28 protein-coding genes are annotated in these 23321 nt (G+C 70.9%); 12 read left to right on the top strand and 16 right to left on the bottom strand.

All coding sequences use genetic code 11. The features are described from left to right. Positions 1-223 precede the first annotated feature (223 nt). From AB0C15_RS30220 to AB0C15_RS30195, 6 genes are all read right to left on the bottom strand, one after another. Positions 224-640 carry a CBS domain-containing protein gene (locus AB0C15_RS30220; protein WP_030333361.1) on the bottom strand — a complete coding sequence of 139 codons (417 nt, stop codon included), beginning with the start codon at positions 638-640 and terminating at the stop codon, positions 224-226. 246 nt (positions 641-886) lie between these two features. Next, positions 887-1327 carry a PPOX class F420-dependent oxidoreductase gene (locus tag AB0C15_RS30215; protein WP_357357701.1) on the bottom strand — a complete coding sequence of 147 codons (441 nt, stop codon included), beginning with the start codon at positions 1325-1327 and terminating at the stop codon, positions 887-889. 135 nt (positions 1328-1462) lie between these two features. Then, a complete protein-coding gene (locus AB0C15_RS30210) occupies positions 1463-2488 on the bottom strand; it encodes an aspartate-semialdehyde dehydrogenase (RefSeq protein ID WP_357357699.1) in 1026 nt (341 codons plus the stop codon). Between the two features lie 161 nt (positions 2489-2649). Next, the gene (locus AB0C15_RS30205; RefSeq protein WP_357357697.1) at positions 2650-3987 is read right to left on the bottom strand and encodes a pitrilysin family protein; all 1338 of its coding nucleotides are present in this window, start codon (positions 3985-3987) and stop codon (positions 2650-2652) included. After that, on the bottom strand, positions 3984-5273 hold the full coding sequence (locus AB0C15_RS30200; RefSeq protein ID WP_357357695.1) for a pitrilysin family protein: 1290 nt from the start codon (positions 5271-5273) through the stop codon (positions 3984-3986). Before AB0C15_RS30200 ends, AB0C15_RS30205 begins: the two co-directional genes overlap by 4 nt. A gap of 238 nt (positions 5274-5511) precedes the next feature. Continuing rightward, the gene (locus AB0C15_RS30195; RefSeq protein ID WP_357357693.1) at positions 5512-5727 is read right to left on the bottom strand and encodes a hypothetical protein; all 216 of its coding nucleotides are present in this window, start codon (positions 5725-5727) and stop codon (positions 5512-5514) included. A 273-nt stretch (positions 5728-6000) separates the two neighbouring features. Here AB0C15_RS30195 and AB0C15_RS30190 point away from each other — a divergent pair, with 273 nt between their 5' ends. The 3 genes from AB0C15_RS30190 to AB0C15_RS30180 all read left to right on the top strand — a co-directional run bounded on the left by AB0C15_RS30190 (position 6001) and on the right by AB0C15_RS30180 (position 8283). Beyond that, positions 6001-7095, top strand: coding sequence for a 3-deoxy-7-phosphoheptulonate synthase (locus tag AB0C15_RS30190; protein ID WP_357357690.1), 1095 nt, complete (start codon positions 6001-6003; stop codon positions 7093-7095). Positions 7096-7839: 744 nt separating this feature from the next. Beyond that, positions 7840-8064, top strand: a complete 225-nt coding sequence (locus AB0C15_RS30185) for a hypothetical protein (protein ID WP_357357688.1) — start codon at positions 7840-7842, stop codon at positions 8062-8064. Positions 8065-8088: 24 nt separating this feature from the next. Next, positions 8089-8283 carry a hypothetical protein gene (locus tag AB0C15_RS30180; protein ID WP_357357686.1) on the top strand — a complete coding sequence of 65 codons (195 nt, stop codon included), beginning with the start codon at positions 8089-8091 and terminating at the stop codon, positions 8281-8283. 66 nt (positions 8284-8349) lie between these two features. Here AB0C15_RS30180 and AB0C15_RS30175 read toward each other — a convergent pair whose 3' ends face one another. The 3 genes from AB0C15_RS30175 to AB0C15_RS30165 are packed head-to-tail and all read right to left on the bottom strand — an operon-like array spanning position 8350 to position 9620. Next, positions 8350-8889 carry a DUF1360 domain-containing protein gene (locus AB0C15_RS30175; RefSeq protein ID WP_357357685.1) on the bottom strand — a complete coding sequence of 180 codons (540 nt, stop codon included), beginning with the start codon at positions 8887-8889 and terminating at the stop codon, positions 8350-8352. A 54-nt stretch (positions 8890-8943) separates the two neighbouring features. Beyond that, positions 8944-9282 carry a hypothetical protein gene (locus AB0C15_RS30170; RefSeq protein WP_357357683.1) on the bottom strand — a complete coding sequence of 113 codons (339 nt, stop codon included), beginning with the start codon at positions 9280-9282 and terminating at the stop codon, positions 8944-8946. Continuing rightward, positions 9282-9620 (bottom strand): DUF6158 family protein, encoded by a 339-nt coding sequence (locus AB0C15_RS30165; RefSeq protein WP_357357681.1) that lies wholly within the window; start codon positions 9618-9620, stop codon positions 9282-9284. Before AB0C15_RS30165 ends, AB0C15_RS30170 begins: the two co-directional genes overlap by 1 nt. Before the next feature lie 134 nt (positions 9621-9754). Between AB0C15_RS30165 and AB0C15_RS30160 the strand changes: the two genes are divergently transcribed. Both AB0C15_RS30160 and AB0C15_RS30155 read left to right on the top strand, forming a co-directional pair. Continuing rightward, the gene (locus AB0C15_RS30160; protein ID WP_357357679.1) at positions 9755-10177 is read left to right on the top strand and encodes a hypothetical protein; all 423 of its coding nucleotides are present in this window, start codon (positions 9755-9757) and stop codon (positions 10175-10177) included. 25 nt (positions 10178-10202) lie between these two features. Then, a complete protein-coding gene (locus AB0C15_RS30155) occupies positions 10203-10532 on the top strand; it encodes a DUF3817 domain-containing protein (RefSeq protein WP_357357677.1) in 330 nt (109 codons plus the stop codon). A gap of 73 nt (positions 10533-10605) precedes the next feature. Here the strand turns inward: AB0C15_RS30155 and AB0C15_RS30150 are convergent, their stop codons facing one another. After that, positions 10606-11040, bottom strand: coding sequence for a DUF6232 family protein (locus tag AB0C15_RS30150; RefSeq protein ID WP_357357675.1), 435 nt, complete (start codon positions 11038-11040; stop codon positions 10606-10608). Positions 11041-11626: 586 nt separating this feature from the next. On the opposite strand from AB0C15_RS30150, the gene AB0C15_RS30145 reads away from it, so the two are divergent. Further along, the gene (locus tag AB0C15_RS30145) at positions 11627-12601 is read left to right on the top strand and encodes an NlpC/P60 family protein (protein WP_357357673.1); all 975 of its coding nucleotides are present in this window, start codon (positions 11627-11629) and stop codon (positions 12599-12601) included. Positions 12602-12673: 72 nt separating this feature from the next. Here AB0C15_RS30145 and AB0C15_RS30140 read toward each other — a convergent pair whose 3' ends face one another. From AB0C15_RS30140 to AB0C15_RS30125, 4 genes are all read right to left on the bottom strand, one after another. Further along, entirely contained in the window at positions 12674-13663 is a 990-nt protein-coding gene (locus AB0C15_RS30140) for a sigma-70 family RNA polymerase sigma factor (RefSeq protein ID WP_196919428.1), read from the bottom strand. 383 nt (positions 13664-14046) lie between these two features. Further along, positions 14047-14988 (bottom strand): N-acetylmuramic acid 6-phosphate etherase, encoded by a 942-nt coding sequence (gene murQ, locus AB0C15_RS30135; protein WP_357357670.1) that lies wholly within the window; start codon positions 14986-14988, stop codon positions 14047-14049. Continuing rightward, positions 14985-15899, bottom strand: coding sequence for a MurR/RpiR family transcriptional regulator (locus AB0C15_RS30130; protein WP_357357668.1), 915 nt, complete (start codon positions 15897-15899; stop codon positions 14985-14987). Before AB0C15_RS30130 ends, murQ begins: the two co-directional genes overlap by 4 nt. A 75-nt stretch (positions 15900-15974) precedes the next feature. Next, positions 15975-16991, bottom strand: coding sequence for an NAD-dependent epimerase/dehydratase family protein (locus tag AB0C15_RS30125; protein WP_357357666.1), 1017 nt, complete (start codon positions 16989-16991; stop codon positions 15975-15977). Between the two features lie 311 nt (positions 16992-17302). Here AB0C15_RS30125 and AB0C15_RS30120 point away from each other — a divergent pair, with 311 nt between their 5' ends. Next, positions 17303-17995, top strand: coding sequence for an SDR family NAD(P)-dependent oxidoreductase (locus tag AB0C15_RS30120; protein WP_357357664.1), 693 nt, complete (start codon positions 17303-17305; stop codon positions 17993-17995). Here AB0C15_RS30120 and AB0C15_RS30115 read toward each other — a convergent pair. Continuing rightward, positions 17980-18648: a thymidylate kinase gene (locus AB0C15_RS30115; protein WP_357357724.1), complete on the bottom strand. Its 669-nt coding sequence runs from the start codon at positions 18646-18648 to the stop codon at positions 17980-17982. The two genes, AB0C15_RS30120 and AB0C15_RS30115, sit on opposite strands and share 16 nt — an antisense overlap. 5 nt (positions 18649-18653) lie before the next feature. On the opposite strand from AB0C15_RS30115, the gene AB0C15_RS30110 reads away from it, so the two are divergent. The 4 genes from AB0C15_RS30110 to AB0C15_RS30095 are packed head-to-tail and all read left to right on the top strand — an operon-like array spanning position 18654 to position 20608. Continuing rightward, positions 18654-19415 (top strand): nucleotidyltransferase, encoded by a 762-nt coding sequence (locus tag AB0C15_RS30110; RefSeq protein WP_357357661.1) that lies wholly within the window; start codon positions 18654-18656, stop codon positions 19413-19415. Continuing rightward, positions 19412-19687: a hypothetical protein gene (locus AB0C15_RS30105; RefSeq protein ID WP_357357659.1), complete on the top strand. Its 276-nt coding sequence runs from the start codon at positions 19412-19414 to the stop codon at positions 19685-19687. The genes AB0C15_RS30110 and AB0C15_RS30105 overlap by 4 nt, the downstream gene beginning before the upstream one ends. Before the next feature lie 10 nt (positions 19688-19697). Then, the gene (locus AB0C15_RS30100) at positions 19698-20474 is read left to right on the top strand and encodes a metallophosphoesterase (protein WP_357357657.1); all 777 of its coding nucleotides are present in this window, start codon (positions 19698-19700) and stop codon (positions 20472-20474) included. Further along, complete coding sequence (locus AB0C15_RS30095; RefSeq protein ID WP_007464364.1) at positions 20465-20608, top strand: GPGG-motif small membrane protein; 144 nt, start codon at positions 20465-20467, stop codon at positions 20606-20608. Before AB0C15_RS30100 ends, AB0C15_RS30095 begins: the two co-directional genes overlap by 10 nt. Positions 20609-20854: 246 nt before the next feature. Here the strand turns inward: AB0C15_RS30095 and AB0C15_RS30090 are convergent, their stop codons facing one another. After that, entirely contained in the window at positions 20855-21628 is a 774-nt protein-coding gene (locus AB0C15_RS30090) for a peptidoglycan DD-metalloendopeptidase family protein (protein ID WP_357357655.1), read from the bottom strand. A gap of 250 nt (positions 21629-21878) precedes the next feature. Between AB0C15_RS30090 and AB0C15_RS30085 the strand changes: the two genes are divergently transcribed. Continuing rightward, entirely contained in the window at positions 21879-23225 is a 1347-nt protein-coding gene (locus AB0C15_RS30085) for an ABC transporter substrate-binding protein (RefSeq protein ID WP_357357653.1), read from the top strand. The last annotated feature ends 96 nt before the right edge of the window (positions 23226-23321 follow it).

Here is a 23321-nt window from a genome sequence, read left to right as displayed (position 1 = left end):
GCGTCGCGCGGACGGCCGGCGTTGCACGTCCCCGCACGGGTCCCCGCCGCTCCCCCACCCAACCTCGCCCAAAAAGGGTGACCCCCGCCCCGCCCGCTTCTCGGTGATCAAGAGGTTTGCGTCAGCCCCTTCGGCGTGTCGTGACGCAAACCTCTTGATCACCAAGGCGGCACGGCGCCGGCCCTCCCCAGGGGGAGGGCCGGCGCTGGCCGCGGCGGACGGGTCAGTTGTTGGGGTCGTCGGCGCTGATGTCGGCCAGGACCGACTGCGGCTCACGCTCGACCGCGAGGTCACCCATCGAGACCAGGCCGACCAGACGCCCGTCGTCGATCACCGGGAGTCGGCGTACGGCGTACGTCCGCATCAGGTCCGCGGCGGCCACCGCATCGTCGTACTGACTCACCGTGATCACGTCGCGAGTGGTGATCTGGTTCAACCGGGTCGAGCCCGGGTCCATGTTCTCCGCGACACCTCGGACCGTGATGTCCCGGTCCGTGACGATGCCGACCACACTGTCGCCGTCGGTCACCACCACATCGCCGATCGCGCTGTCCCGCATCTCCTGCGCGGCGGCGATGAGCGTGTCGTTGCCGTCCATCGTCACCAACCGGGTCGTCATGAACTCTCCGACCGTTGTCATGGTGCTCCCCTCTCGGTGTCGGCACGGCCCGTCTACCCGCCGTCCGGGACGGGGTAACGCCGACTGCCCGCCGGGCCTGACGAAGCTGGCGAGGAAGCGCGGGTACCCGCCACACCGGGCCCGTGTCCGCTCCCCCTCCAAGGGCCGGGCGCGGTGGGCCGGATGCGGGTGGGCCGGGCGCGGTGGGCCGGATGCGGGTGGGCCGGTTGCGGGTGGGCCGGGCGCGGTGGGCGGGGTGCGGGTGGGTCAGCCGCGGGGCGGCATGCCGTAGATGCGCTCGACGTGCAGGCGCAGCACGATCCGCCCTTCGTCGACCATGGCCTGGCGGTACTCGTCCCAGTCGGGGTGTTCGCCGCTCAGCGCCCGGTAGAGCGCCACCAACTCCTCGACCGTGTCGTCGCCGCGCTCGGCGGAGGGCGGAGTCAGCTCGGCGCGGCCCTCGACCACCGCGTACGCCCAGCCGTCCTGGCTGCTGACGTGGAAGCTGGCGCGCGGGTCGCGGCGCAGGTTGGCGGTCTTGGCGCGGCCGTCGGTGACCGAGACCCGGATCAGCCCGGCGTCCCGGTCGAAGGAGTAGAGCACCGTGGACAGCTGCGGACGCCCGTCCCGCTTGATGGTGGCGAGCACCCCCATCGAGCGGCCGGCCACCAGATCGGTCAACGCCTGTTGGGTGCGGTCATCCGGCATGGTGTCCTCCAGGTTGGACGATCGTCTCCAACCCATCCAAGCACGACCTGCCGGGCGTCGCGGGCGACCACCCGCAATGCCACCGAGCCCCCACCGGCGGACGGCGAGGGCTCGGTGGTCCGATGCGGGCGTCGGTCAGCGGCGCTCGGCGGCGACCAACTCGGCGAGTTGCACCGCGTTGAGTGCGGCGCCCTTGCGCAGGTTGTCGTTGGAGCAGAACAGTGCAAGCCCGTGGTCCACGGTCTCGTCGACGCGGATCCGGCCAACGTAGGTCGGGTCCTGGCCGGCTGCCTGCAAGGGCGTCGGGACGTCGGTGAGCGCCACCCCGGGCGCGTCGGCCAACAGTTCGTGGGCGCGTTGCGGGGTGAGCGGCCGGGCGAACCGGGCGTTGATCTGAAGCGAGTGCCCGGTGAAGATCGGCACCCGGACGCAGGTGCCGGAGACCAACAGATCGGGGATGCCCAGGATCTTGCGGCTCTCGTTGCGGAGCTTCTGCTCCTCGTCGGTCTCGAACGAGCCGTCGTCGACGATCGAACCGGCCAACGGCAGGACGTTGAAGGCGATCGGCTGGGCGAACGAGCGCGGTGCGGGAAACTCCACGGCCGACCCGTCGAAGGCCAGCCCGGCGGCGTGCTCGGCCACCTTGCGGACCTGCTCGTCCAACTCGGCGACGCCGGCCAGCCCGGCGCCGGAGACCGCCTGGTAGGTGGAGACGACGAGGCCGACCAGGCCCGCCTCGGCGTGCAGCGGACGCAGCACCGGCATCGCGGCCATCGTGGTGCAGTTGGGGTTGGCGATGATGCCCTTCGGCCGGTCCAGGGCGGCCTGCGGGTTGACCTCGGCGACCACGAGTGGCACCTGCGGGTCCATCCGGAACGCCGACGAGTTGTCGATGACCACGGCACCCGCCTCGGCGACCCGGGGCGCCAGCTCCCGGGCGGTGCCCTTACCCGCCGAGAAGAGCACGATGTCCAGCTCGGAGTAGTCAGCGGTTGCGGCGTCCTCGACGATCACCTCGCCGTCGCGCCACGGAAGCGTGCGCCCGGCGGACCGCGCCGAGGCGAACAACCGCACCTGCTCCGCTGGGAACTCCCGCTCCGCCAGCACCTGCCGCATCACGCCACCGACCTGGCCGGTGGCCCCCACAATGCCGATCCTCATGTCCGCGAGGCTACCGACACCACCCCCGAAACCGAGACCCCTTTCCCACCCACCGAGCCCCACCTCACACCCCGCCCCGCAGGGGTTGATCAAGAGGTTTGCGTCAGCATCGGCGCTCTGGATGACGCAAACCTCTTGATCAACAGGTAGAGGGGGCAGGGTCAGGGGAGGAGGTCTCCCAGGGCGGTGGCCGCCAGATCCTCGCGGATCACCGCGGCGTCGCCCTCGATGACCAGGGTGAGGGCCTCCGGGTGCAGGTGGGTGGCCGCCGCCGCGGAGACCTGGTCCACGTCGGCGGAGAGCAGCGACTCCCGCAACCGCGCGTGGTAGTCGTCCGGCAGGCCGTGCACCACCAGGGTGGTCAGCGCGGACGCGATCGCCCGAGGGCTCTGCAACTCGACCGAGAGCTGCCCGGCACGCCAGGAGCGGGCCACCTCCAGCTCCTCCTCGGTCACGCCGCCGGCCTGGGTACGGGTGATCTCACCCACCGCCTCGACCAGGGCCGGCGCGGTGACCGCGGTCTGCACGCCGGAGCTGACCGCGAACCGGCCGAACCGCCGCGACGCGGCGAACTCACCCCGGATGCCGTACGTGTAGCCGTGCACCTCGCGCAGCAGGTGGTTGAGTCGGGACGTGAACGCCCCGCCGAGCACCGTGCCGGCGAGGGTCATCGGCACGTGGTCGGGGTGCGCCCGGTGTGCCGACGGGTGGCCCAGCCGCAGCGTGGACTGCACCGAGCCGGGCCGGTCCACCAGGATGATCCGTCGACCGTCGTGCAGCGGCACGTCAAGTGGGCCGCCCCGCTCGGCAGGGCCGCCACCGGTGCCGGCGAAGGCCGCGGCAGCCAGGGCGTCCAGGTCGATCCGGTCCAGGTCACCGGCGACGATCAGGGTGCCGGGGCGCAGGAACCACTCGGAGTGGAAGACCGTCACGTCCTCCACGTCCAATGCGGCGACCGACTCCGGGTCACCGTGCATCGGCCGTCCCCAGCGGTTCTGCGCACCGAACAGGTCGGCGCGCAGCGCGGCGTCGGCGCGCGGCCCGGGATTTGCCCAGTCCATCCGGAGCGCCGTCGCCTCGTCATCGCGGACCCGGCGTACGTCTGCGGGGTCGAGTCGGGGCGTCCGGACCGCCTCGGCGAGCAACTCCACGGCCGCACTCAGCCGGTCCACCGGGATCACCACGCTGGCCTGGAACGAGTCCCAGTCCAGACCCGTCGACAACGCGGTGCCGAGCCCTTCGACAGCGAGCGCGTACGCGGCCGCGTCCCGCTGGGCGGTCCCCTCCTCCAACGCCTTGGCCAGCACACCGGAGAGGCCCTCCTTGCCGACCGGCTCCTGGCCCGCGCCCACGTCGAGCAGCAGCAGGGCCACCGCGAGGTTCTGCCCCGGCAGGTGCGCGGCGACGACCTGACCCCCGGCCACGGCACGGCGGACCACCGGCGGGAACCGGTACGGCCGGGCGGCGCCCGGGCCGGGACGGTCGGCGATCAGCGTCATGAGGTCTCCTCGGGCAGGTAGGTCAGGATCACCCGGTCGGTGGCGAGCACGTCGGCGGCGGCCTCGGCGATCTGCTCGGCGGTGACCGCGAGCAGGGCCGGCAACTGGTCGGCGATCCGGGCCGGGTCACCGAACTGGGTGGTGTACCGGCCGAGCAGGTCCGCACGACCATCGACCGTGGACAGTTGACGCCACCACCCGGTGCTGAGCAACGCCTTGGCCCGATCCAGTTCGGCGGCGGTGACCGGCACGGTTGCCAGCTCGTCGACGACCGCGGCCAACCCTTCGGCCAGCCGCTCGGCGCTCACTCCGGGGCGGGCGGTGGCGGTGGCGATCAGCGGTGCCGGGGCGTGCGCGAGGTCCACCCCGTACGCCCCGACCAGGTCCGGCTGGGCGATCCTCTCGCCGTCGGCGAGCCGCTGGTAGAGACGGCTGCCCCGGCCGCTGCCGAGGATGGTGGCGAGCACGGTGATCACGTTGTATCCGGGGCTGCCGAACGGGTAGCTGCGGTGGGCGATGTACACCCGCGGCGCGGGCACGTCGGCGCTCACCGACTCGACCGCGGTCTGCCCGGTGGCGGCGACACTGCGGCCGTCCGGTGCCGGCGGGATGTCGTCGCGGGCGGGCAGCGCGCCGAAGTACTTGTCGGCGAGCGCGAACACGTCGGAGGCGGTGGCGTCGCCGACCACGGTGAGCACCGCGTTGTTCGGCGCGTAGTAGGTCTGGTGGAACGCCTGGAAGGTGGCGAGGTCGGCGGCGTTCAGGTCGGCCATCGAGCCGATCGTGGCGTGGTGGTAGGGGTGCCCCGGCGGGTAGAGCAGCGGCAGCAACCGCAGCCAGGCGTCGCCGTACGGCACGTTCTCGTAGCGCTGCCGGCGCTCGTTCTTCACCACGTCCCGCTGGTTGTCAAGCGTCTCCTGGGTGAGGGCGGGAACCAGGCCGCCCATCCGGTCGGCCTCCAACCAGAGCGCCAGCTCCAGGTGTTCGGCCGGGACCGTCTCGAAGTAGTTGGTGCGGTCCGGGTTGGTCGTGGCGTTGAGCGAGCCACCGGAGCCCTGAATCAGCTTCATGTGTTCGGTCTTCGCCACGTTGACCGAGCCCTCGAACATCAGGTGTTCGAAGAGGTGGGCGAAGCCGGTCTGGCCAGCCGGCTCGTGCCGGGAGCCGACGTCGTACCAGAGGTTGACGGCCACGGCGGGCGCGGTGCGGTCCTCACTCACCACCACGCGCAGGCCGTTGTCCAGTCGGGACGTCTCAATGGGCCAGGGGTAACCGCTGTCGGGCATGCCCCGACGCTATCCGATCTCGGGGGCGGAAAGGTGACGAGCGGTCGGTCGGCGAGCCGACCCGGCCGCATCGGCGCCGCCCCTCGGGGTATCGGAGAAGAGACCCGCACCCCGCCGCCGGTCAGCTCGCCTTCGACCCGGTGCGCAACCTGCCACCCGAACTGCGGGTGGCAGGTCCGCCGGCCTGGCTGCGTGACCAGACCTACCGGGGGTCGCGCCGGGCGCGCGGGGCGACCGCTCAGTCCGGCGGCTCGACCGCGACCACGGTCTGATCCGAGGTACGACGTTCCAGCACGGTGTCCGGGGCGGCGTCCGGGTCCTCCGTCCGCATGTCCGACTCGGCGAGAATGGCCTCCGCCTGTGCCTGCGGGTCGTCGCTGCCCACCGCCGCCTCCTCGGGCAGAAGGTGGGCGCGGGACTCCACCCGGTCCTGGTCGCTCTGCTCAACAGTCATGGCCCCCCTGTTACCCAGAGCGCACCTGCGCCACGCGAGGCCCGCACCGCATCCTGGGACGACCGCCCGGGTGGTGCCGTCGGGTCGGGTACGCTGGTCCGGTGACGCGTTCCTATCGATGGTTTAGGCAGCCGGCTCGCAAGCCGGTGACTTCACCATGAACTGACGTCACCACGGACCGAGCCGGCTGGGCAGGAGCTGTCGTTCCTGCCCTTTTGCGTACGAGCAGCCGGCTCGTCCCGGGCACCGGCCCCGGGCACGGTCGGCGGAAGGATGCCCACCGTGACGACCCCGGAGACCGATCGGGTCAGCGATCAGCGGATCGACCGTGTCGTGCCGCTGACCACGCCCGCCCTGCTGCACCACGAGCTACCCCTGGACGCCCCGCTCGCGTCGGCCGTGTTGACCGGCCGCCGCGCGGTCGCTCGCGTACTGGACCGCGAGGACGACCGACTGCTGGTCGTGGTCGGCCCCTGCTCGGTGCACGATCCGGCCGCCGCCCTCGACTACGCGCAACGTCTGCGGACGGCGGCCGACCGGCTGGCCGACGACCTGCTGATCGTGATGCGGGTCTACTTCGAGAAGCCCCGCTCCACGGTCGGCTGGAAGGGCCTGATCAACGACCCGGGCCTGGACGGCAGCGGGGACGTGAACACCGGTCTGCGGCTGGCCCGGTCGCTGCTGCTCGACGTACTGCGTCTCGGTCTGCCGGTGGGTTGTGAGTTCCTCGACCCGATCACCCCGCAGTACATCGCGGACACGGTGGCGTGGGGTGCGATCGGTGCCCGCACGGTGGAGAGCCAGGTACACCGCCAGCTCTCCTCCGGTCTGTCCATGCCGATCGGCATGAAGAACCGCCCGGACGGCAGCATCGGCACGGCGGTGGACGCGATCCGCGCCGCCGGGGTGCCGCACGTCTTCCCCGGCATCGACTTCTCCGGCACCCCGGCGATCATGCACACCCGGGGCAACACCGACGGGCACCTGGTGCTGCGCGGCGGAGGCGGCCGGCCCAACTACGACGCCGACTCGGTAGCCGGGGCCCTCGACCTGCTCCGCGCGGCCGACCTGCCGGAGCGGCTGGTGATCGACGCCAGTCACGCCAACAGCGGCAAGGACCACCGCAACCAACCGTTGGTCGCCGCGGACGTGGCCGCCCAACTGGCCGCCGGGCAGCGTGGCATCACCGGCGTGATGCTGGAGTCGTTCCTGCTGCCCGGCCGACAGGATCTCGACCCGACCCGGGAGCTGGAGTACGGCCGCTCGGTCACCGACGCCTGCCTCGGCTGGGACGAGACCGCCGAGGTGCTCGACCACCTCGCCTCGGCCGTGCGGTCCCGCCGGGCCACCCTGCCGTCGACGGTGTGACCGGTGTGCCGGTCCCGCCGCCTGACGCTGTGACCGTCGACACCCCGGGGCACGGAACACGAGCGGGGGTCGGCTCGTTGACATGGGTGTCGGTGTGACTCAGTGTCCCCGGGCCTCACCTAAATAGCCTTCGCGGAATACCGTTCGGCAGGAGCCGCGTAGCGCCACTCGCCGAGAGGCGACCTGCACACCGACACCAGCGCCGCCCCCGGCTCACAAGGCCGGGGGCGGCGCTGTCTGTTGCTCAGGCAGTGCTGGCTGCCCCGTCCCTCCCCCGCCCCGTCCCGTCCTGCCGCCCCGCTATCCCCGTACTCCCCCGCACTCTCCTTCGCTCTGCACCCGTCTGCGGCCCCCGCTACCCCCGACATTCCCCGGAACCTCCCTTTGCTCTGCACCCGTCTGCGCACCACCACCGCCACCACCGCCGCCGCCACCACCACCGCCACCCACCACCGCCGCCACCACCACCGCCGCCGCCGCCGTCACCGAGCGTGACTGTCGCTTCGGCGGGTGCAGAGCAAAGGGAAGTTTGCGCGGCAGTGGACCCCGGGCGCGGGCTCCCACGACCACCGATCACCAACCACCGACCACCGACCACCAACCACGCCACGGGCCCGAGCGTCCGTCGACCACGCCCGCGGGCCCCCGCGCCACGACCACGAACCCGCGCGGGCATAAGACCATGAGCGCAGGCCGGCCGCCGGGGTGACGTTTGACCGATTCCGCCCCGGGTAGCTGATCGACGTGACCGACGAATCACCACAGGCCGACGAGCCGGACACCCGGGCACTCGACGACCTGCTCGACGGCATCTTCCGGGCGCAGGAGCGGGTTGAGCAGGCGGAGATCTACCGCCAGGCGGTGGCCGCCGAGCTCCCGCCGGAGCTGCTCGCCCGCATCGACGCGCTCCCCGAGGGTGAGTACGCGGTCGACGAGGCCAGCGACCTGCTGGGCGGTTCGGTCGGCTGAGCGACCGCAGAAGGGACACCGACAATGTCGCACCACGAGGACCACGACGAGAAGGTGCCGGCGCTGGGTCAGCCCCCGAAGGGCAGGGACACCACGCCGGAGCCGGACTTCGCCAACGAGCACGACAAGACGGCCGTGGACCGGGACATCATCACCGGGGCGGACGAGGACCAACGGGAACCGGAGTCCCCGCACGGCTGGTCCGGCATGCAACGCTGAGGCGTACGACAAGTGAGGGGGCCGGCATCATGCCGGCCCCCTTTCGCACGTCGCGTCCACCCGGCGTCAGTCGTCGTCGTGCCCACCCTCGGCGGCCTGCTGCGCCGTCGCGTACGCCATCTGGAGGAAGTCCGACGCGGCCACCGCCGTCAGCGCGGTGGCCACCAGGCGGGTGAGTCGGGGCGCGAGCACCAGACCCCCGGTCAGCCCGGTGGCCACCCAGACCGCCAGGCAGAACGGACAGCTCAGCAACTCGCCGATGGCGTGCCGGGTCGGGCTTCCCGAGTCACGGACCTGCTCCATCACCTCGCCGCTGCCGATCGGCCGGTCGTAGCGGGTGAACGGCGCCCGCAGCGGGCTGGTCACCGCGTCCTTCGACAGCAGCCGGCTCAGCTTGTGCGTGGCGATGGAGAGCAGCACCACGTCGGACGGCGCGGGACGCTCGGGCACCGGCCGACCGGTCGCCTTGACCAGACCGGCCAGCGCCCCGGTCACCCCGGCGTAGACGCCCATCGCCGCCAGGTAGCCGCCCAGCGGCCGGTGTTCGTGCGGCGCGTACGCCCGACGCAGCCGCGCGGCCTTCTGCCGCAGGCCAGTGTTGCTCACCCGATCTCCTCACATGTGTCGTGGTGGTGCGGAAGCGGGTTCCGCAAGTCCGGCTCAGCCGGCCTGGAGGTTGTCGGCGACCTCGCGTGCCAGGTTGGTGAGCGCCTCGTCGGCCAGTTCGTCCGGGCCGGCGCCGCCCGAACCGTCGGCGAGGTCGAGCTGGATCCGGGCGCCGCCGGAGTCCGCCGGCTCGACCCGCAGCTCGGCGGACCAGTCGTCGGCGTCGCCGTCGCCCCAGCGGGCGCGCAACTCCTCGCCGCTGATCTCCGCGGCGGGGCTGCCGTCGCCACGCAGCGGCTCCGGCAGCCAGGCCGAGGCGCGGTCCGGGTCGGTGGCCGTGTTGAAGACCACCTCGGGTGGCGCGGACATGCCGCGCACGGCGCGCGCCGGCATCACGCGTCCCGCAGGCGGCTGGGATCGACCTCGCGACCCGGGTGGCGGGCCAGGTACTCGGTCTCCAGCTCCGCCGTGCGCCGCAGGTGGTTGGCGAGTGCGGAGTCCGCCGCGTGCCGCAGGGTGTCCAGGCGGGTGCGGTGCAGACTGTGCATCTCGCGGATCAGGTCCTCGTCGGTCAGCTCCGTCGGGTCGATGCCGGGCAGGTCGTCGTCGAGGCCAGGGGTGCCGGCCGGGTCGGCACCCTGGTCACCGCCCCACTCGGGCACCCGCTGCTCCGGGCTCATCTCCGCGCTGCCGCTGGACGCGAAGCCGTCCTCGCGTACCGATCCGGTCATGATCGCCCCCCTTGATCTCGTGTGGGCTGGCGTCTAGACGATTGCCCAGGTGCCGCGTCGCCAAACCACGGCGGCGGGGCGACAACTACGACACGGTGTCGGAGAGCGGCAGCGCTCCCGGTACCCTCGATGCCATGAGGCGGCTCTGGACCCCGGCGTGGATCGCGCGTCACGTGGCCATGGTCGTGCTGGTGGTGGGTTTTCTCGGGCTGGGCTGGTGGCAGATCAGCCGGGCCACCGCCGGCAACAGCCTGAGCTGGGGGTACGCGGTCGAGTGGCCGATCTTCGCCGGCTTCGTGGTCTACGTGTGGTGGCGTGAGGTGAAGCTGGCCCGTCGCCGCGTGGTGGAGGCCGACGCGCCACCCGAGGATCCGGTCGTCGAGCCGGCGCCGGAGGTCACCGCCGGATCCCGACCGGCGGTACGCCGACCGGTGCGGGTGTCCCGGGTGCCGGCCACCGGCGACGTCGTCGAGGACACCGACCTGGCCGCCTACAACCACTACCTGTCATGGTTGAACGCCAATCCGGGCGCCCGGCCCGGTGACTACCCCGGCTGAGCCGGGCTCGGAAGGACGGACGACGGTGGGCGCTGCCCTTACCCGGTACCGCGTGATCGCCTGGATCGTGGGCGTGGTGCTGATCCTGCTTGTCGTGATCGGCATGCCCCTGAAGTACGCGTTCGACAACCCGGTCGTGGTGGAGACGATCGGGCCGGCGCACGGCTTCCTCTACATGATCTACCTGGTGGCCGCGTTCGACCTGAGCCGCCGAGCCGACTGGCCGCTGAAGCGGATGCTGCTGGTGATGCTCGCCGGCACCGTGCCGTTCGTCTCGTTCTACGCCGAGCGCCGGGTCAGCGCCTGGGTGGCCGCACCGCAGGCCGAACGGGCTCCGGAGCCGGTCGCCCGCTGAGACGGGGTGACGCTGACCGCGAGCCAGACGTGGCTCAGCCTGGCCGGTGGTCGGCGGGGCCGGTGGCGCGGAATCAACGGTTGGGCCGCCACGGCTCCGCCGAGGCGAGCGGGTCGACCCAACTGCCGTACCGGTTGACCTCCCGGGCCCGCAGCAACGCCCGGGTGACCTGGCCGAACTGCCGTTCATCGTCGGCGCTGAACAGCAGCACCTCCGATCCTCGGTACCACCCCCACAGCTCGTGCGGGGGCGGGCGCCAACGGTCGCCGACCAGGGCGAGGGCGGCCGGGAGCAGGAACACCGCGCCGAGGATCAGGTACGCCTCGGCGGTGAGCCGCTGTAGACCGCCGGTGAAGCCGAGGAGCACCCCGACACCGCCGAGCATGCTCGCGGTGATGACGACGGCCCGCACGGCGATCCGGTCGTGCGGGCCTCGGGTGGTACGTAGATGGGTCAGGTCGGCGATTCGGTAACTGGTCCGACCGACGGTGAACCGGTCAACGGTCACGATGATCCCGGGCCGCGCGTACAGCAGGGTCGACGGGGCGCCCGGCACCGTTCGCGGCGGTCGCGTCTTTGCGCCTTCACGATTCACGGTTCCTCCCGAAGGGGACGGTTGGCCGAGTGCACCGCCAGCCGCAGTCATCGCTACCTGCCGACGGGATTCCCGGCTCCGGACTTCATTGTGTTTCGGCATCGCCAGTCGACCTGGCCATTTGCGGGCTCCCGACAGCCCACCCCGGCGAGTGACATCGCCGAGAAACAGCATCCATTTCAGCTTTTATCGGTTATGGCGACTAGGAATCCGGCGGCATACGCCGGGAACGACGAAAGTCGCATATCCGTCAGACCTCGTCGAAAAGGTCGATGTGCCAGCATTCGCAGGTGTCATCCGCCACGATGACGCCACCCGACCCAGGGGCACGGGGGGCAACTCTCCCAACTTTCGCCCCTGCTTCAACTGCGAGCGACATCCGTCCCGGGTTAGGTTGGGCGAGCCGGTCCGGCCCAGTGCCGTCCGCCCGGATGGCCCCGGCCGGTGTCGTCGAGGGCGTCAGCAGCCCCGACGGCCGTGGGAGAGGGGCCTTCCGCTCTTGTCATCCCTGAGAAATCTGCTGCGTACCGTGGCGCTGGTCGGCATGTCGGCCGCGCTTGTCGCTCCGACGGCGGCGGCCCAGGCCGAGCCGTCCCCCGCCGACCTGACCCGCCGGATCGAGACGTCCTCGGCCGAGTTGGAGCGGGTCGTCGAGTCGTACAACAAACTTCGTGAGGAGATCAAGACAAACGAGGCCGCCGCGGCCCGATTACAGGCCCGCATCGGCCCGCTGGAACAGCAGGTCGAGCAGAGCCGGGCCGACGTGGCTGAGTTCGCCTCCACCGCGTACAAGAGTGGCGGCCTGCGCACCGCGGACGCCCTGCTGCGTCCTGGCGGCTCGGCAGCGCTGCTGGACCGTCTCGGCACGATCGAGCAGTTGACCCGTCAGCGGCAGGAGAGCATCTCCGGCTTCACCGCCAACCAGCAGCGGCTGCTCGACGAGAAGACCAGCCTGGACGCCACCCTGACCCGGCAGGCCGCGCAGGCTCGCCAGCTCGCGGCGGGCAAGAGGCAGATCGAGCAGGATCTGGCCAAGCTGTACGAGCTGCGCCGGCAGGCGTACGGGGCCGCCACCGAGCGACCCGCGCCCAAGGCGGCGGCGGAGCCGAAGAACGTGCCCGCCGTGTCCGGTGCCGCCGGTAAGGCGGTTCGCTACGCGTTCGGCGCGATCGGCAAGCCGTACAAGTGGGCGGGCGAAGGGCCGGACGGCTACGACTGCTCCGGGCTGACCCTGGCGTCCTGGCGGGCGGCCGGCAAGTCGCTGCCGCACAGCGCCCGGATGCAGTGGAGCGCTGTCGCCCACATCGGGCGGAGCGAGCTACGCCCCGGCGACCTGATCTTCTACAGCGGGCTCGGGCACGTCGCCCTCTACGTCGGCGACGGTCAGGTGATCGACGCGCCAAGCGCCGGTCGCAACGTGCTCAAGCGTGGCATGAACATGATGTCCATCCACGGTTACGGCCGGGTCCGCTAACCACTGTCAATGACGGCGAACGGCCGGCGTCCCCCTATCGGACGCCGGCCGTTCGCCGTCATTACTACCAGGTCAGGCCGCCTGCAGCCCTTCCGCCCGGGCCAGCTCACGGAGCCGGCCGAGGGCCTGGATCTCCAGTTGCCGGATCCGCTCGCGGGACAGCGAGAACCGGGACGCGACCTCGGTGAGCGAGTGCTCCCGGCCGTCCTCCAGCCCGTAGCGGGCCCGCATGATGCCGGCGGACCGGTCGTCGAGGTGGTTGAGCAGCCCCTCGATGCGCTGCCGCTCCAGGCCGCTGAGAACGATGTCCTCCGGCGACGGGGCGTCACTGTCGGCGACCAGGTCACCGAGGTTGGTGTCGCCGTCGTCGCCGACCGGGGTGTCGAGCGAGACGGTGTCCTGCGACCAGCGGCGCAGCTCGTTCACCCGCTCGACGGTGACGCCGAGGGCGGTGGCGATCTGCTCCGGCTCCGGGTCGCTGCCCAGCTCGCGGGTCAGCTGCCGGGCCACGTTGCGCATCCGGTTGACGTCCTCCACCAGGTGCACCGGCAGGCGGACGGTGCGCTCCTGCTGGGCGATGGCCCGGCTGATCGCCTGCCGAATCCACCAGGTGGCGTAGGTGGAGAACTTGTAGCCGCGCTCGTAGTCGAACTTCTCGACCGCCCGGACGAGGCCGGTGTTGCCCTCCTGGATCAGGTCCAGCATGGGCATCCCCGAGCGCACGTAGCGTCGGGCGATCGACACGACCAGTCGGAGGTTCGCGCGGATGAAAAGGTCCTTCGCCCGCTCCCCCTCGACGACCAGCCACTCCAGGTCGGCCCGGTCGACACCGGCGGGAACGGCTTCCTCACCGAGCAGGTGCTCGGCGTAGAGGCCGGCCTCGATCGCCTTGGAGAGATCGACCTCCTTGGCGGCGTCCAGCAGTGGCGTCCGGGAGATCTCGTGCAGGTAGACGCCGACCAGGTCGCGCTCCTCGGCAACCTCGTCGGTTCGCATGCCAATGTTCTTGTCCACGTTGCCCACGGTCCCCTCGCTCGCGCCGGTTGCCCGGTTCCTTGCCATTCCCCACACCTGTCAGCCCCTGGTAACTTCTGCTGTGCCCATCGGTGCTGACACCTACACAACAGATGAGACGTGTCGGGGATTCCTCGTCGTGAGTCGAAAGTGTCACGAATGCCTGAGTAGTAGCTGAGAGCACGGTCCATGTTTGCTGTCAGCACCCCATCGGGTGGCTCGCCACTGGGCACCACGTAGGCGTTACCGCACTCCATGGCAACACCGCCCGCCGTGGGGGCACAGCGACCCGGGTCACCACCACGGTGCGATTCTGGTCACTGCCAGATACGCACCGGTGGACCGGTCGGTTCATCCACGGGGGTGTTATTACCCCCGGGCCAGTTGAACAATCCGCGACCCCGTTCGCTTCCCGGGGTGAGTGACAGGCGTCAGGAGGCGAGTAGGGCGAGGGCCCCGCGCACCTGGTCGGCCGAGCGGGCCAGCGCGGCCCGGGCGGCGTCGATCTCGGCACCCGAGACGAGCGAGACGAGGGCCGTCTTCAGGTCGCCGTCGGCCTCGCTGAGGGCCTGCCGGGAGAGTTCCTCCGAGCATCCGGTCGCCTCGACCAGAATCGAGATCATTCGTCCCCGGAGCTTCGCGTTCGTGGCCACCATGTCGATCATGAGGTTCGAGTAGACCCGACCCAGGCGCACCATGACGGCGGTGGAGAACGTGTTGAGCACCAACTTCTGCGCGGTGCCCGCCTTCATCCGGGTCGACCCGGTGACCACCTCGGGTCCGGTGTCCACCCCGATGAACACGTCGACCGACCGGGCGGCCCCCGCTTCCGGATTGGCGCAGAGCAGCACCGTCGACGCACCCTTGGCGCGGGCTGCGGCAAGCGCCCCGAGGACGTACGGCGTGCGTCCGCTGGCCGCCAGACCGACCACCAGGTCACCGGCCCGTACACAACTTGCCGCTTCGACCGCGCCGCCCCGGTCGTCGTCCTCGGCGTCCTCCACGGCCCGCCACATGGCGTCCGGGCCGCCTGCGAGGTGTGCGCAGAACCAGTGTCGGGGCGAGTTGAAGGTGGGGGCCAGTTCGGCCGCGTCGAGCACGCCCAGCCGGCCGGAGGTGCCGGCTCCGAAATAGTGCACCCGGTGGCCGCCGCGCAGCGCCGCGACTGCCAGATCGACTGTGGTGGCGATCTCGTCGAGCACCGCGGCGACCGCCGCCGGCACTCGTCGGTCCGCCTCGTTGATCACGGTGAGCACGTCCCGGGTCGACATCAGGTCCAGGTCGACGCTGAGCGGGTTACGCCGTTCGGTGGGTGCACCCACCCGGACCGTCGGGCGGGCGGGCGGTGCGGGCATCTCCGCACCGGCCGTCATGCCCGCCTCCGGTTGGCACCCACCCGGTGCGACTGGACCGCCTCGGCGGTCGCCTCCAGGGCCTTGCGGGCTCGGGCCCGGTTGCGGGCGGCCACGCCGACGAAGAGGCAGTCGACAACGGTGAGCTGGGCCAGCCGGCTGGCCGTGGCGCCGGAACGGTAGGTGGTCTCCCGGGCCGCCGTGGTCAGCACGAAGTCCGCCACGTCGGTGATCGGTGAGCGCGGGAAGTTGGTCAGCGCCACGGTCGCGGCACCGCGGGTACGGGCCTGCTCCAGCACTTCGATCACGTCGGAGGTGGTGCCGGTGTGCGAGATGCCGATGGCCACGTCACCCCGGCCGAGGAGGGCGGCCGAGGTCAGCGCGGTGTGCACGTCCGGGAAGTAGAAGGCGACCCGGCCGATGCGGTGCAGCTTCTGCTGGAAGTCCGAGGCGACGAACCCGCTGGCGCCCGCGCCGTAGATGTCGATCCGACCGGCACCGCTGATCGCCTCGACCACCTGCTCGCAGACGGCAGGGTCGAGTTGCTCGGCGGTCTCCTCGACGGCGCGGGCGTCGTTGAACGCGATGGTGGCGATGATCTGGGCGAGGTCGGCGCCGGGTGGAATGTCGCCACCGACCACCCGGGCGTCCGGCGGCTCGATCCGACGGGCGGCCTCGGCGGCGAGGCGGATGCGCAGTTGGGGGTAGCCGTCCATGCCCACCGAACGGCAGAACCGGATGACTGTCGCCTCGGATGTCTCGGCGGCGGTGGCGAGGTCGGTGATCGTCCGTCGAGCGGCAGCTGCCGGGTCGGAAACGACCAGCCGGGCGACCCGCTGCTCGGCGGGCGACAGCGACGGCAACAGCCCGCTGATGTGGACGATCAGTCCACCGGGCTCGTGACTCGCAGAAATCTTCGGACTCTTCGCCACGGATGAAACTTACTTTCACCAAGCGTGAGCGTCAACCATGACTGTCCGAGGTGGGGGAAACTTCGATCGCCGGGATCACCGGTCCCGCACAGCCTGCCACCTCCCCAGGATCGCCGCCTCATCCGCCGGGTCGAGTCCACCCTGCCGGACGGCCGCCGGGTGTGCGGCCATCCAGGACGCGGTCGCCCGAACGGTGTCGGCAAGCGGCCGGATCGTCAGCCCCGCGTCCAAGGCAGGGCTGATGTCCCGGTCCATCAGGCCAGCGCTCTCCGGCAGTCGCACCCAGAGCGGTAGCGCCCGCTCCCCCGACCACTCGCGTACGTCCTGAGACAGCAGGAACTCCTGATCGACCCAGGTGAGAGCTGGATCGGCGACGCCAAGCCCGGCGGCCACCCCGGCCAACAGGTCGGCCCGGGACATCGCCGGACCGCTGCCGTCGTACGTGCCGGCCAGCCGGGTGCCGGCGGCGTGCAACAGCCACCGCGCCAGGTCGGCGACGTCCACGAACTGCACCCGATCGCTCGGGTGTCCGGGGGCCAGCACCTCGCCACCGGCCGAGAGCCGCCGCACCCAGTACGGGAAACGGTCGCTCGGATCCTCCGCGCCGACGATCAGCCCCGCTCGGCAGATGAAGGAACGGTCCACGCCGACCCGCTCCCGGACCATGTCCTCGATGCTCACCTTGCACTCGCCGTACCAGCGGTGGTCCGGGCCGACCGGACCGTCCACGTCCGCCGGGGCCGGTGCCAGCAACGGCGTGTTCGCGGCGGTCCGGCCCGGAGTGGTGTGGTCCGCGTACACCGAGATCGTCGACACGAACGACCAGTGGCCGACCCGATCGGCGAGGGCGGCGAGCGCGTGCCGGGCGTGGCTGATCTGGCGGGTCACGTCGACGACCGCGTCGAAGCCCTCGTCGGCGAGCGGAACGAGCGCCTCCGGATCGTCGCGGTCGGCCGCCACGAACCGCGCCCCGCCCGGCACCGGGCCGGACACGCCCCGGGCCGCGCAGGTCACGTCGTGCCCCTGCTCGACGGCGAGCTGCGCCGTGGCCCGACCGAGGAATTGAGTACCACCAAGAATGAGGATCTTCATCCGCCGATCCTGCGCCCCGACACCCGAACAACCCAAGACAATCTGCCCACGGCAGACCGCGATCAAGAGGCATCACTCCGCCTCTCCCCCGTCCCCGTGCTGCCCTCTCACTCTCCCGAACCTCCCTTTGCTCTGCACCCGTACGCGCACCACCTACCGCCGCCCCCGTTCACCGAGCGTGACTGTCGCCTCGGCGGGTGCAGAGCAAAGGAAAATTCTCGCGGCAATGGACCCCGAGCGCGGGCTCCCGCGACCACCGACCACGAGCGCCGGTCGGCGCGGGGGACGGTAGGGGCACTAGCGTGAGGCGCATGGCAGAGCGGAGCGTGTTGGTGACCGGAGGTTCCGGCGGGCTTGGCGGGGCGGTCGTCACCGCGTTCGTCGAGGCGGGTTGGCGTGTGGTCGTACCCGAGCGGAAGGCCCGGCCCGGGTCGGAGCCGGCGGCGGCCGGAGTGGTCCGGGTCGTCGCCGACCTGGCCGAACCGGCGGGCGCGGCGCAGGCGGTCGAGGCCGCGGCCGGGGAGCCGGCGGCGCCACTGCGCGCGGTGGTCAACCTCGCCGGGGGGTACGCCAGCGGCGGGCTGGTGCACGAGACCCCGGTCGAGGAGTTCGAGCGGATGCTCACCGTCAACCTGCGACCGACCTATCTGGTCACCCGGGCCGCGCTGCCGCACCTGGTGGCGTCCGGCGGCGGCGCGGTGGTGTGCGTCTCGGCCCGCGCGGCGGTCGCCCCGTTCCGCGGCGCGGCCGGCTACTCGACGGCCAAGGCCGCGGTGCTGGCCTTCGCCAACGCGGTCGCGGTGGAGTACCGGCCGCAGCACGTGCGCTGCAACACGGTGCTGCCAAGCGTCATCGACACCCCGGCGAACCGGGACGCCCAGCCCGACGCCGACCACTCCCGGTGGGTGACCCCGGAGGAGATCGCACCGGTGATCCGGTTTCTCGCGTCGCCCGAGTCCGCCCCCACCAGTGGGGCCACCGTGCCGGTCTACGGGCGGGCCTGAGCCACCACCGGGCCGAGGTCGTCCCCGGAGGGCGGGGACAGCGGCAGCCAGGTCTCCAGGTGCGCCTGGATCTGCTCGGTCACCTCCTCGGCCGGGCGGCCCGCGTCCACCAGCACGAAGCTGGGGTACTCGGGCAGCGTGCGGTAGGCGGTGTCGGCGGCGGTCAGCCACCCCATCGTCTCGTGGTCGGTGCCGCGTTCCTCGATGCGCCGGTACGCCTCCGCCGGATCGACGGCGAGGAGGAAGGTCACCTGCGGCGTCGGGAACAGCCGGTAGCCGGCGCGCGCGAGCCGCTCCCAACGCTGCCCGCCGTTCGCCCGGATGCTCGCGTACTGGCAGGCCGAGTAGCGGTCCATCACCGCTGTCCGACCGGTGAGCAGGCAGCTCACCAGGGCGGCAGCGATGGCCAGCCAGCGCAGCACCGACTCCACCGCGAGGACGCCGTCGCGCCCGACGAGCCGTTGCGCGTCCGGCCGGCCGAGCCGGTTGGCGAGTCGGCCGAGCCAGCGACGGCCGCTGGCGTTGCGGCGATAGGTGGCAGGGCGCCCGGCGGCGGTAAGCGCGTCGGCCAGCCGGTGTGCCTGAGTGGTCTTGCCCGAACCGTCGATGCCGATCAGGGCGACGGTGCGCAATCGGGCCTTGCGTCGTCGCATCCCCGATGGTCTGGCCACTCTCCACAGGTTATCCGACCGCCGCACCTGCTCCGCGAGGTTTGTGGTGTTTCATCCCTGTTGACGCCCGAGCGCGACACCCGCAGGTGTGGACGACCGGAATGCCGGGTACCGGAGTTCGAAATCCAACCGCCGGTCCACAAACACGACGACGGGAGAACCAGATGGCTGAGCGCGGGGACGAGAGTCTGGTGCACACCCTCAAGAAGGTCGCCGCCGTGCTCAAGCAGTCCGAGATTCCGTTCGCCCTGGGCGGCAGCTTCGCCGTGTACGCCCACGGGGGGCACTCCAGCGACCACGACGTCGACTTCCTGATCCGGGAGGCCGACGTGGACGAGGCGCTGGAGGCGCTGGTGGCCGCCGGCTTCGTCGCCGAGCGCCCACCTGAGGACTGGCTGGTGAAGGTCTTCGACGACGGCCGGATGGTGGACCTGATCCACCGGCCGATCGAGACGCCGGTGACCGAGGAGACGTTCGCCGACACGGTCGTCCGGCCGGTGGACGCCATCCGCATGCCGGTGCTGTCCGCCACCCAGCTGATGGTGCACAAACTGCTGAGCTTCTCGCAGCACTACTGCGACTTTGCCCGTGGCCTGCCGCTGGCCCGCTCGCTGCGGGAGCAGATCGACTGGGAACGGGTACGCAAGGAGACGCAGCACTCGCCGTACGCCGAGGCGTTCCTGGTGCTGCTGGACCGGCTGGAGGTGGTGCCGGCCGCCGGCACCCAGCCAGGAGAGGGGACATCGTGACCCACCATCGCGACATCGACACCGGGCCACCTGACGAGTACGTCGAGGCGGAGATCCAACGGTTGCTCGTCGAGGACCCCGCCGTCGCCGAACAGGGGATCACCGTGGTTCGGCGGGAACGCGCACTCGTGCTCTACGGCGAGGTGGAGAGCGCGCACCGGCGGGAGGAGATCCTGCGACTGGTGTCCGAGCGCTTCCCGGACGTCCCGGTCACCAGCGACATCGGGGTGATCCGCGCCCAGGCGCCCACGCAGATCGAGCAACTGCCCTGAGGGAGGTTCCATGGTGATCCGCATCGCCGCAGTGGGCGACGTGCATCTGGACGAGGACGTGGTCGGCCGGTTCCGACCGGCGTTGGAGGAGCTGCCGGAGTGCGCCGACGTGCTGCTGCTGGCCGGGGACCTGACCCGGCACGGCACCGAGGCCGAGGCGCGCTGCGTGGCGGAGGAGTTCGGTGGGTTGGCCGTGCCGGTGGTGACCGTGCTGGGCAACCACGACCACCAGTGTGACCAGGTGCCACAGGTGGTCAAGGTGCTCGAGGACGCGGGCATCACCGTGCTGGAGGGCAACGGCGTCGTGCTGGACTGCGCGGGCGGCCGGCTCGGTATCGCCGGCGTCAAGGGCTTCGGCGGCGGGTTCGCCGGGCGGTGCGCGAGTGACTTCGGCGAGCCGGAGATGAAGGCCTTCGTGCGCACCACCACCGAGAGCGCCGACAGTCTGGGTGCGGCCCTGCGCTCACTCGACTGCGACATGCTCGTCGCGCTCACCCACTACTCGCCGGTCCCGGACACGCTTGCCGGAGAGCCGCTGGAGATCTACCCGTTCCTGGGGTCGTACCAGTTGGGGCAGGCGATCGACTCGGCGCCGACGGCGCTGGCCGTGCACGGGCACGCGCACGCCGGCACCGAGCGCGGAACGACCCCCGGAGGGGTACGCGTCCGCAACGTCGCGCACCCGGTGATCAAGCAGGCGTACAGCGTCTTTCACGTCGGCGATCAACTCGACACAGAGCAGGTTTCCCCGATCGGCCAGTCGGGTAGTCAGAGGTCATGGAGCTGATTCTCTGGATTCTCGCAGTCGTACTCGTGGTCGCCGGCATCCTCGCGCTGTTCCGCCGGCAGATCCTGTGGGGCATCGTCCTCATCGTCGTCGGGCTGTTGGTCGGCCCGGGTGGTGTCAGCATTTTCAATTAGCGTTCGCAGCCGTAACAACCGGGACCCGCCGGGGTCGCCGCGACCGGAGCTTCGTCCTCCCGACAGGAGCACCGGCCGCGGCGATCCCGGCGCTTTTGTGTACGCGGGTTTGAGCGGTGACTGCGCGGAAATATCTCGACCATGGAGATATCTGGGACGCAACGAAGCGATCCGGTCGGCGGCAGCTGAACAACTGATCGCACGGTCCCCGGCGGGCGTCCGCCGGGGACCGCGGCCGTCACCGGGTCAGCAGCGGGGCACGCCGGGGATGTATCCGTCAGAGCCGGTGTACACGTACGCGTCGGCGATGTAGCGGCCGGAGCCGATCCGGTCCCAGATCGAGCTGGTGCCGAAGGTGCCGGTGACCGTGGTGCCACTGGTCTGACACGTGATGGTCACCCGGGTGCCGTCGGCGACGGTGCCCACCGAGGCGTACCCGGTGCCGGGGCCGGAGCGGACGGTCAGCGGGGTTCCGCTGGTGTCGACGGTGCCGTTGCCGCTGCCCGAGGAGCACCCGTTGTCGCTGGTGTAGCTCCTGGTGCCCCAGTACAGCGCGAGAGTGCCGTTGAAGCGGACCTGGATGTCGGCCCCGTTGAGGCGCTGCTCGTAGTGCAGGTGCGGGCCGGTCGACCCCCCGGTGCTGCCGACCCAGCCGAGCACCTTGCCGTACCCGACCGTCTGCCCGACCGAGACGTTGAAGCCGCTGAGGTGCGCGTAGTAGGTGCTGTAACCGCCCCCGTGGTTGATTCGGACGTACTTGCCGTAGCTCGTGCCGCCGAGGTCGGTCACCCGGTCGACGGTGCCGGGGGCGCTGGCCACCACCGGGTCGCCGGAGTCGTCGGTGCGGTTGAAGTCGACGGCGTACGCCGGGCTGTGGTCCGACCGGGTCTGCCCGGACCAGGACTGGCCGCACGGGAACGGCACCTTGAAGGTCGGTGCGGCCATCGCCGGGCTGGCCGGCACCAGGGCTCCCCCGACGAGCAGACCCGTCACCAGCAGGCTCATCCACCGCTTACGCATACGGCTCCTCCTATGTCGAAAACCTTCGATCAGGTGGCTCCAGCCTGACAGATATCGTCAGTCTTCGAAAGAGTCCTCAGCATGTCCCGGGAGCGCACCCACCAGGCAGCCCGCAGGTTTCTGGATTGTTACTCGCTCGTGTCTGACAGGGGGTGGACCGGGCCGGATGCAAGCGCTTACATGTGTGCACGCCCAATCGGACCGGCGACGGGTCACCAGCACGACCGCGCCGGCTAGGAAGGAGGACGGCATGGCGGTCTTTACCAGACCACGCCAGGCCTTCGTGATCGCCGGCGTACTCGGGTTGGCGTTCAGCGCCACCGCCTGCGGTACCGGTGACGACAAGAAGAGCAGCAAAGCGGGCTCCGCGGAGTGCGCCGGATACGAGAAGTACGAGGGCCACGACGGCAAGAAGGTCTCCATCTACGCGTCCATCCGTGACGCCGAGGCGGACCTGCTGGAGCGCTCCTGGTCGCAGTTCACCGAGTGCACCGGCATCGAGATCGACTACGAGGGCAGCGGCGAGTTCGAGGCGCAGCTCCCGGTCCGGGTCGACGGTGGCAACGCCCCCGACATCGCCTTCGTGCCGCAGCCGGGCCTGGTGAAGCGCTTCGCGGACGCCGGCAAGCTGAAGAACCTGAGTGCCGACACCAAGGCCCTCGCCGAGCAGAACATGCCGGCCGACTGGCTGAAGTACGGCACCGTGAACGGGACGCTCTACGGGGTGCCGCTCGGCGCCAACGTGAAGTCCTTCGTCTGGTACTCGCCGAAGACGTTCAAGGAGAAGGGCTGGGAGGTTCCGACCACCTGGGACCAGCTCATCGCCCTGAGCGACAAGATCGCCGCCAGCGGCATGAAGCCGTGGTGCGCGGGCGTCGAGTCCGGTGACGCGACCGGCTGGCCGGCCACCGACTGGATCGAGGACGTGGTCCTGCGGACCCAGGGTCCCGAGGTCTACGACCAGTGGACCACCCACGCCATTCCGTTCAACGACCCGAAGATCGTCGACGCGGTCGACCGCGCCGGCAGCATCCTCAAGAACGACAAGTACGTCAACGGCGGCTTCGGCGGCGTCAAGAGCATCACCACCACCGCCTTCCAGGAGGCGGGCCTGCCGGTGACCACCGGCAAGTGCGCGATGCACCGACAGGCGTCGTTCTACGCCAACCAGTTCCCCGAGGGCACCAAGGTGGCCGAGGACGGCGACGCGTTCGCCTTCTACTTCCCGACCATCGACCCGGCCAAGGGCAAGCCGGTGCTGGGCGCGGGCGAGTTCGTCGTCGGCTACGCCGACCGTCCCGAGGTTCAGGCCGTGCAGACCTACCTCGTCTCCGCCGAGTACGTGAACAGCCGCGCGAAGCTCGGCAACTGGGTCACGGCGAACAACAAGCTGGACATCGCCAACGTGGCCAGCCCGATCGACAAGCTCTCCGTCCAGATCCTGCAGGACAAGACGGGCACCTTCCGCTTCGACGGATCCGACCTGATGCCGGCAGCCGTCGGCGCGGGAACGTTCTGGAAGGGCATGGTCGACTGGCTGAACGGCAAGGCGACCGCACCGGTGCTCCAGGGCATCGAGAGCAGCTGGCCTAAGTGATCCCGGCGGTGGGCCCGTGCCCGGTGGCGGGGCCGGGCCCCCGCCGAGGGGGACCCCGAAGGGGGGGGTTTTGTAGTTAGAAATGCCCCAAAAAAA

The sequence above is a fragment of the Micromonospora sp. NPDC048835 genome (genome assembly GCF_040649995.1).
Lineage (GTDB): Bacteria > Actinomycetota > Actinomycetes > Mycobacteriales > Micromonosporaceae > Micromonospora.
This window is presented reverse-complemented; position numbering and strand designations above follow the sequence as displayed.

What these genes read in the sequence shown, in the direction of transcription:
- AB0C15_RS30090 (WP_357357655.1), bottom strand. Translation starts at nt 21,628, where the DNA reads ATGCGTAAGCGGTGGATGAGCCTGCTGGTGACGGGTCTGCTCGTCGGG.
- AB0C15_RS30205 (WP_357357697.1), bottom strand. Translation starts at nt 3,987, where the DNA reads ATGACGCTGATCGCCGACCGTCCCGGCCCGGGCGCCGCCCGGCCGTAC.
- AB0C15_RS30170 (WP_357357683.1), bottom strand. Translation starts at nt 9,282, where the DNA reads ATGCCGGCGCGCGCCGTGCGCGGCATGTCCGCGCCACCCGAGGTGGTC.
- AB0C15_RS30165 (WP_357357681.1), bottom strand. Translation starts at nt 9,620, where the DNA reads ATGACCGGATCGGTACGCGAGGACGGCTTCGCGTCCAGCGGCAGCGCG.
- AB0C15_RS30210 (WP_357357699.1), bottom strand. Translation starts at nt 2,488, where the DNA reads ATGAGGATCGGCATTGTGGGGGCCACCGGCCAGGTCGGTGGCGTGATG.
- AB0C15_RS30180 (WP_357357686.1), top strand. Translation starts at nt 8,089, where the DNA reads ATGTCGCACCACGAGGACCACGACGAGAAGGTGCCGGCGCTGGGTCAG.
- AB0C15_RS30110 (WP_357357661.1), top strand. Translation starts at nt 18,654, where the DNA reads ATGGTCTGGCCACTCTCCACAGGTTATCCGACCGCCGCACCTGCTCCG.
- AB0C15_RS30095 (WP_007464364.1), top strand. Translation starts at nt 20,465, where the DNA reads ATGGAGCTGATTCTCTGGATTCTCGCAGTCGTACTCGTGGTCGCCGGC.
- AB0C15_RS30160 (WP_357357679.1), top strand. Translation starts at nt 9,755, where the DNA reads ATGAGGCGGCTCTGGACCCCGGCGTGGATCGCGCGTCACGTGGCCATG.
- AB0C15_RS30120 (WP_357357664.1), top strand. Translation starts at nt 17,303, where the DNA reads ATGGCAGAGCGGAGCGTGTTGGTGACCGGAGGTTCCGGCGGGCTTGGC.
- AB0C15_RS30220 (WP_030333361.1), bottom strand. Translation starts at nt 640, where the DNA reads ATGACAACGGTCGGAGAGTTCATGACGACCCGGTTGGTGACGATGGAC.
- AB0C15_RS30125 (WP_357357666.1), bottom strand. Translation starts at nt 16,991, where the DNA reads ATGAAGATCCTCATTCTTGGTGGTACTCAATTCCTCGGTCGGGCCACG.
- AB0C15_RS30190 (WP_357357690.1), top strand. Translation starts at nt 6,001, where the DNA reads ATGCCCACCGTGACGACCCCGGAGACCGATCGGGTCAGCGATCAGCGG.
- AB0C15_RS30115 (WP_357357724.1), bottom strand. Translation starts at nt 18,648, where the DNA reads ATGCGACGACGCAAGGCCCGATTGCGCACCGTCGCCCTGATCGGCATC.
- AB0C15_RS30200 (WP_357357695.1), bottom strand. Translation starts at nt 5,273, where the DNA reads ATGCCCGACAGCGGTTACCCCTGGCCCATTGAGACGTCCCGACTGGAC.
- AB0C15_RS30140 (WP_196919428.1), bottom strand. Translation starts at nt 13,663, where the DNA reads ATGGCAAGGAACCGGGCAACCGGCGCGAGCGAGGGGACCGTGGGCAAC.
- AB0C15_RS30100 (WP_357357657.1), top strand. Translation starts at nt 19,698, where the DNA reads ATGGTGATCCGCATCGCCGCAGTGGGCGACGTGCATCTGGACGAGGAC.
- murQ (WP_357357670.1), bottom strand. Translation starts at nt 14,988, where the DNA reads ATGACGGCCGGTGCGGAGATGCCCGCACCGCCCGCCCGCCCGACGGTC.
- AB0C15_RS30215 (WP_357357701.1), bottom strand. Translation starts at nt 1,327, where the DNA reads ATGCCGGATGACCGCACCCAACAGGCGTTGACCGATCTGGTGGCCGGC.
- AB0C15_RS30195 (WP_357357693.1), bottom strand. Translation starts at nt 5,727, where the DNA reads ATGACTGTTGAGCAGAGCGACCAGGACCGGGTGGAGTCCCGCGCCCAC.
- AB0C15_RS30085 (WP_357357653.1), top strand. Translation starts at nt 21,879, where the DNA reads ATGGCGGTCTTTACCAGACCACGCCAGGCCTTCGTGATCGCCGGCGTA.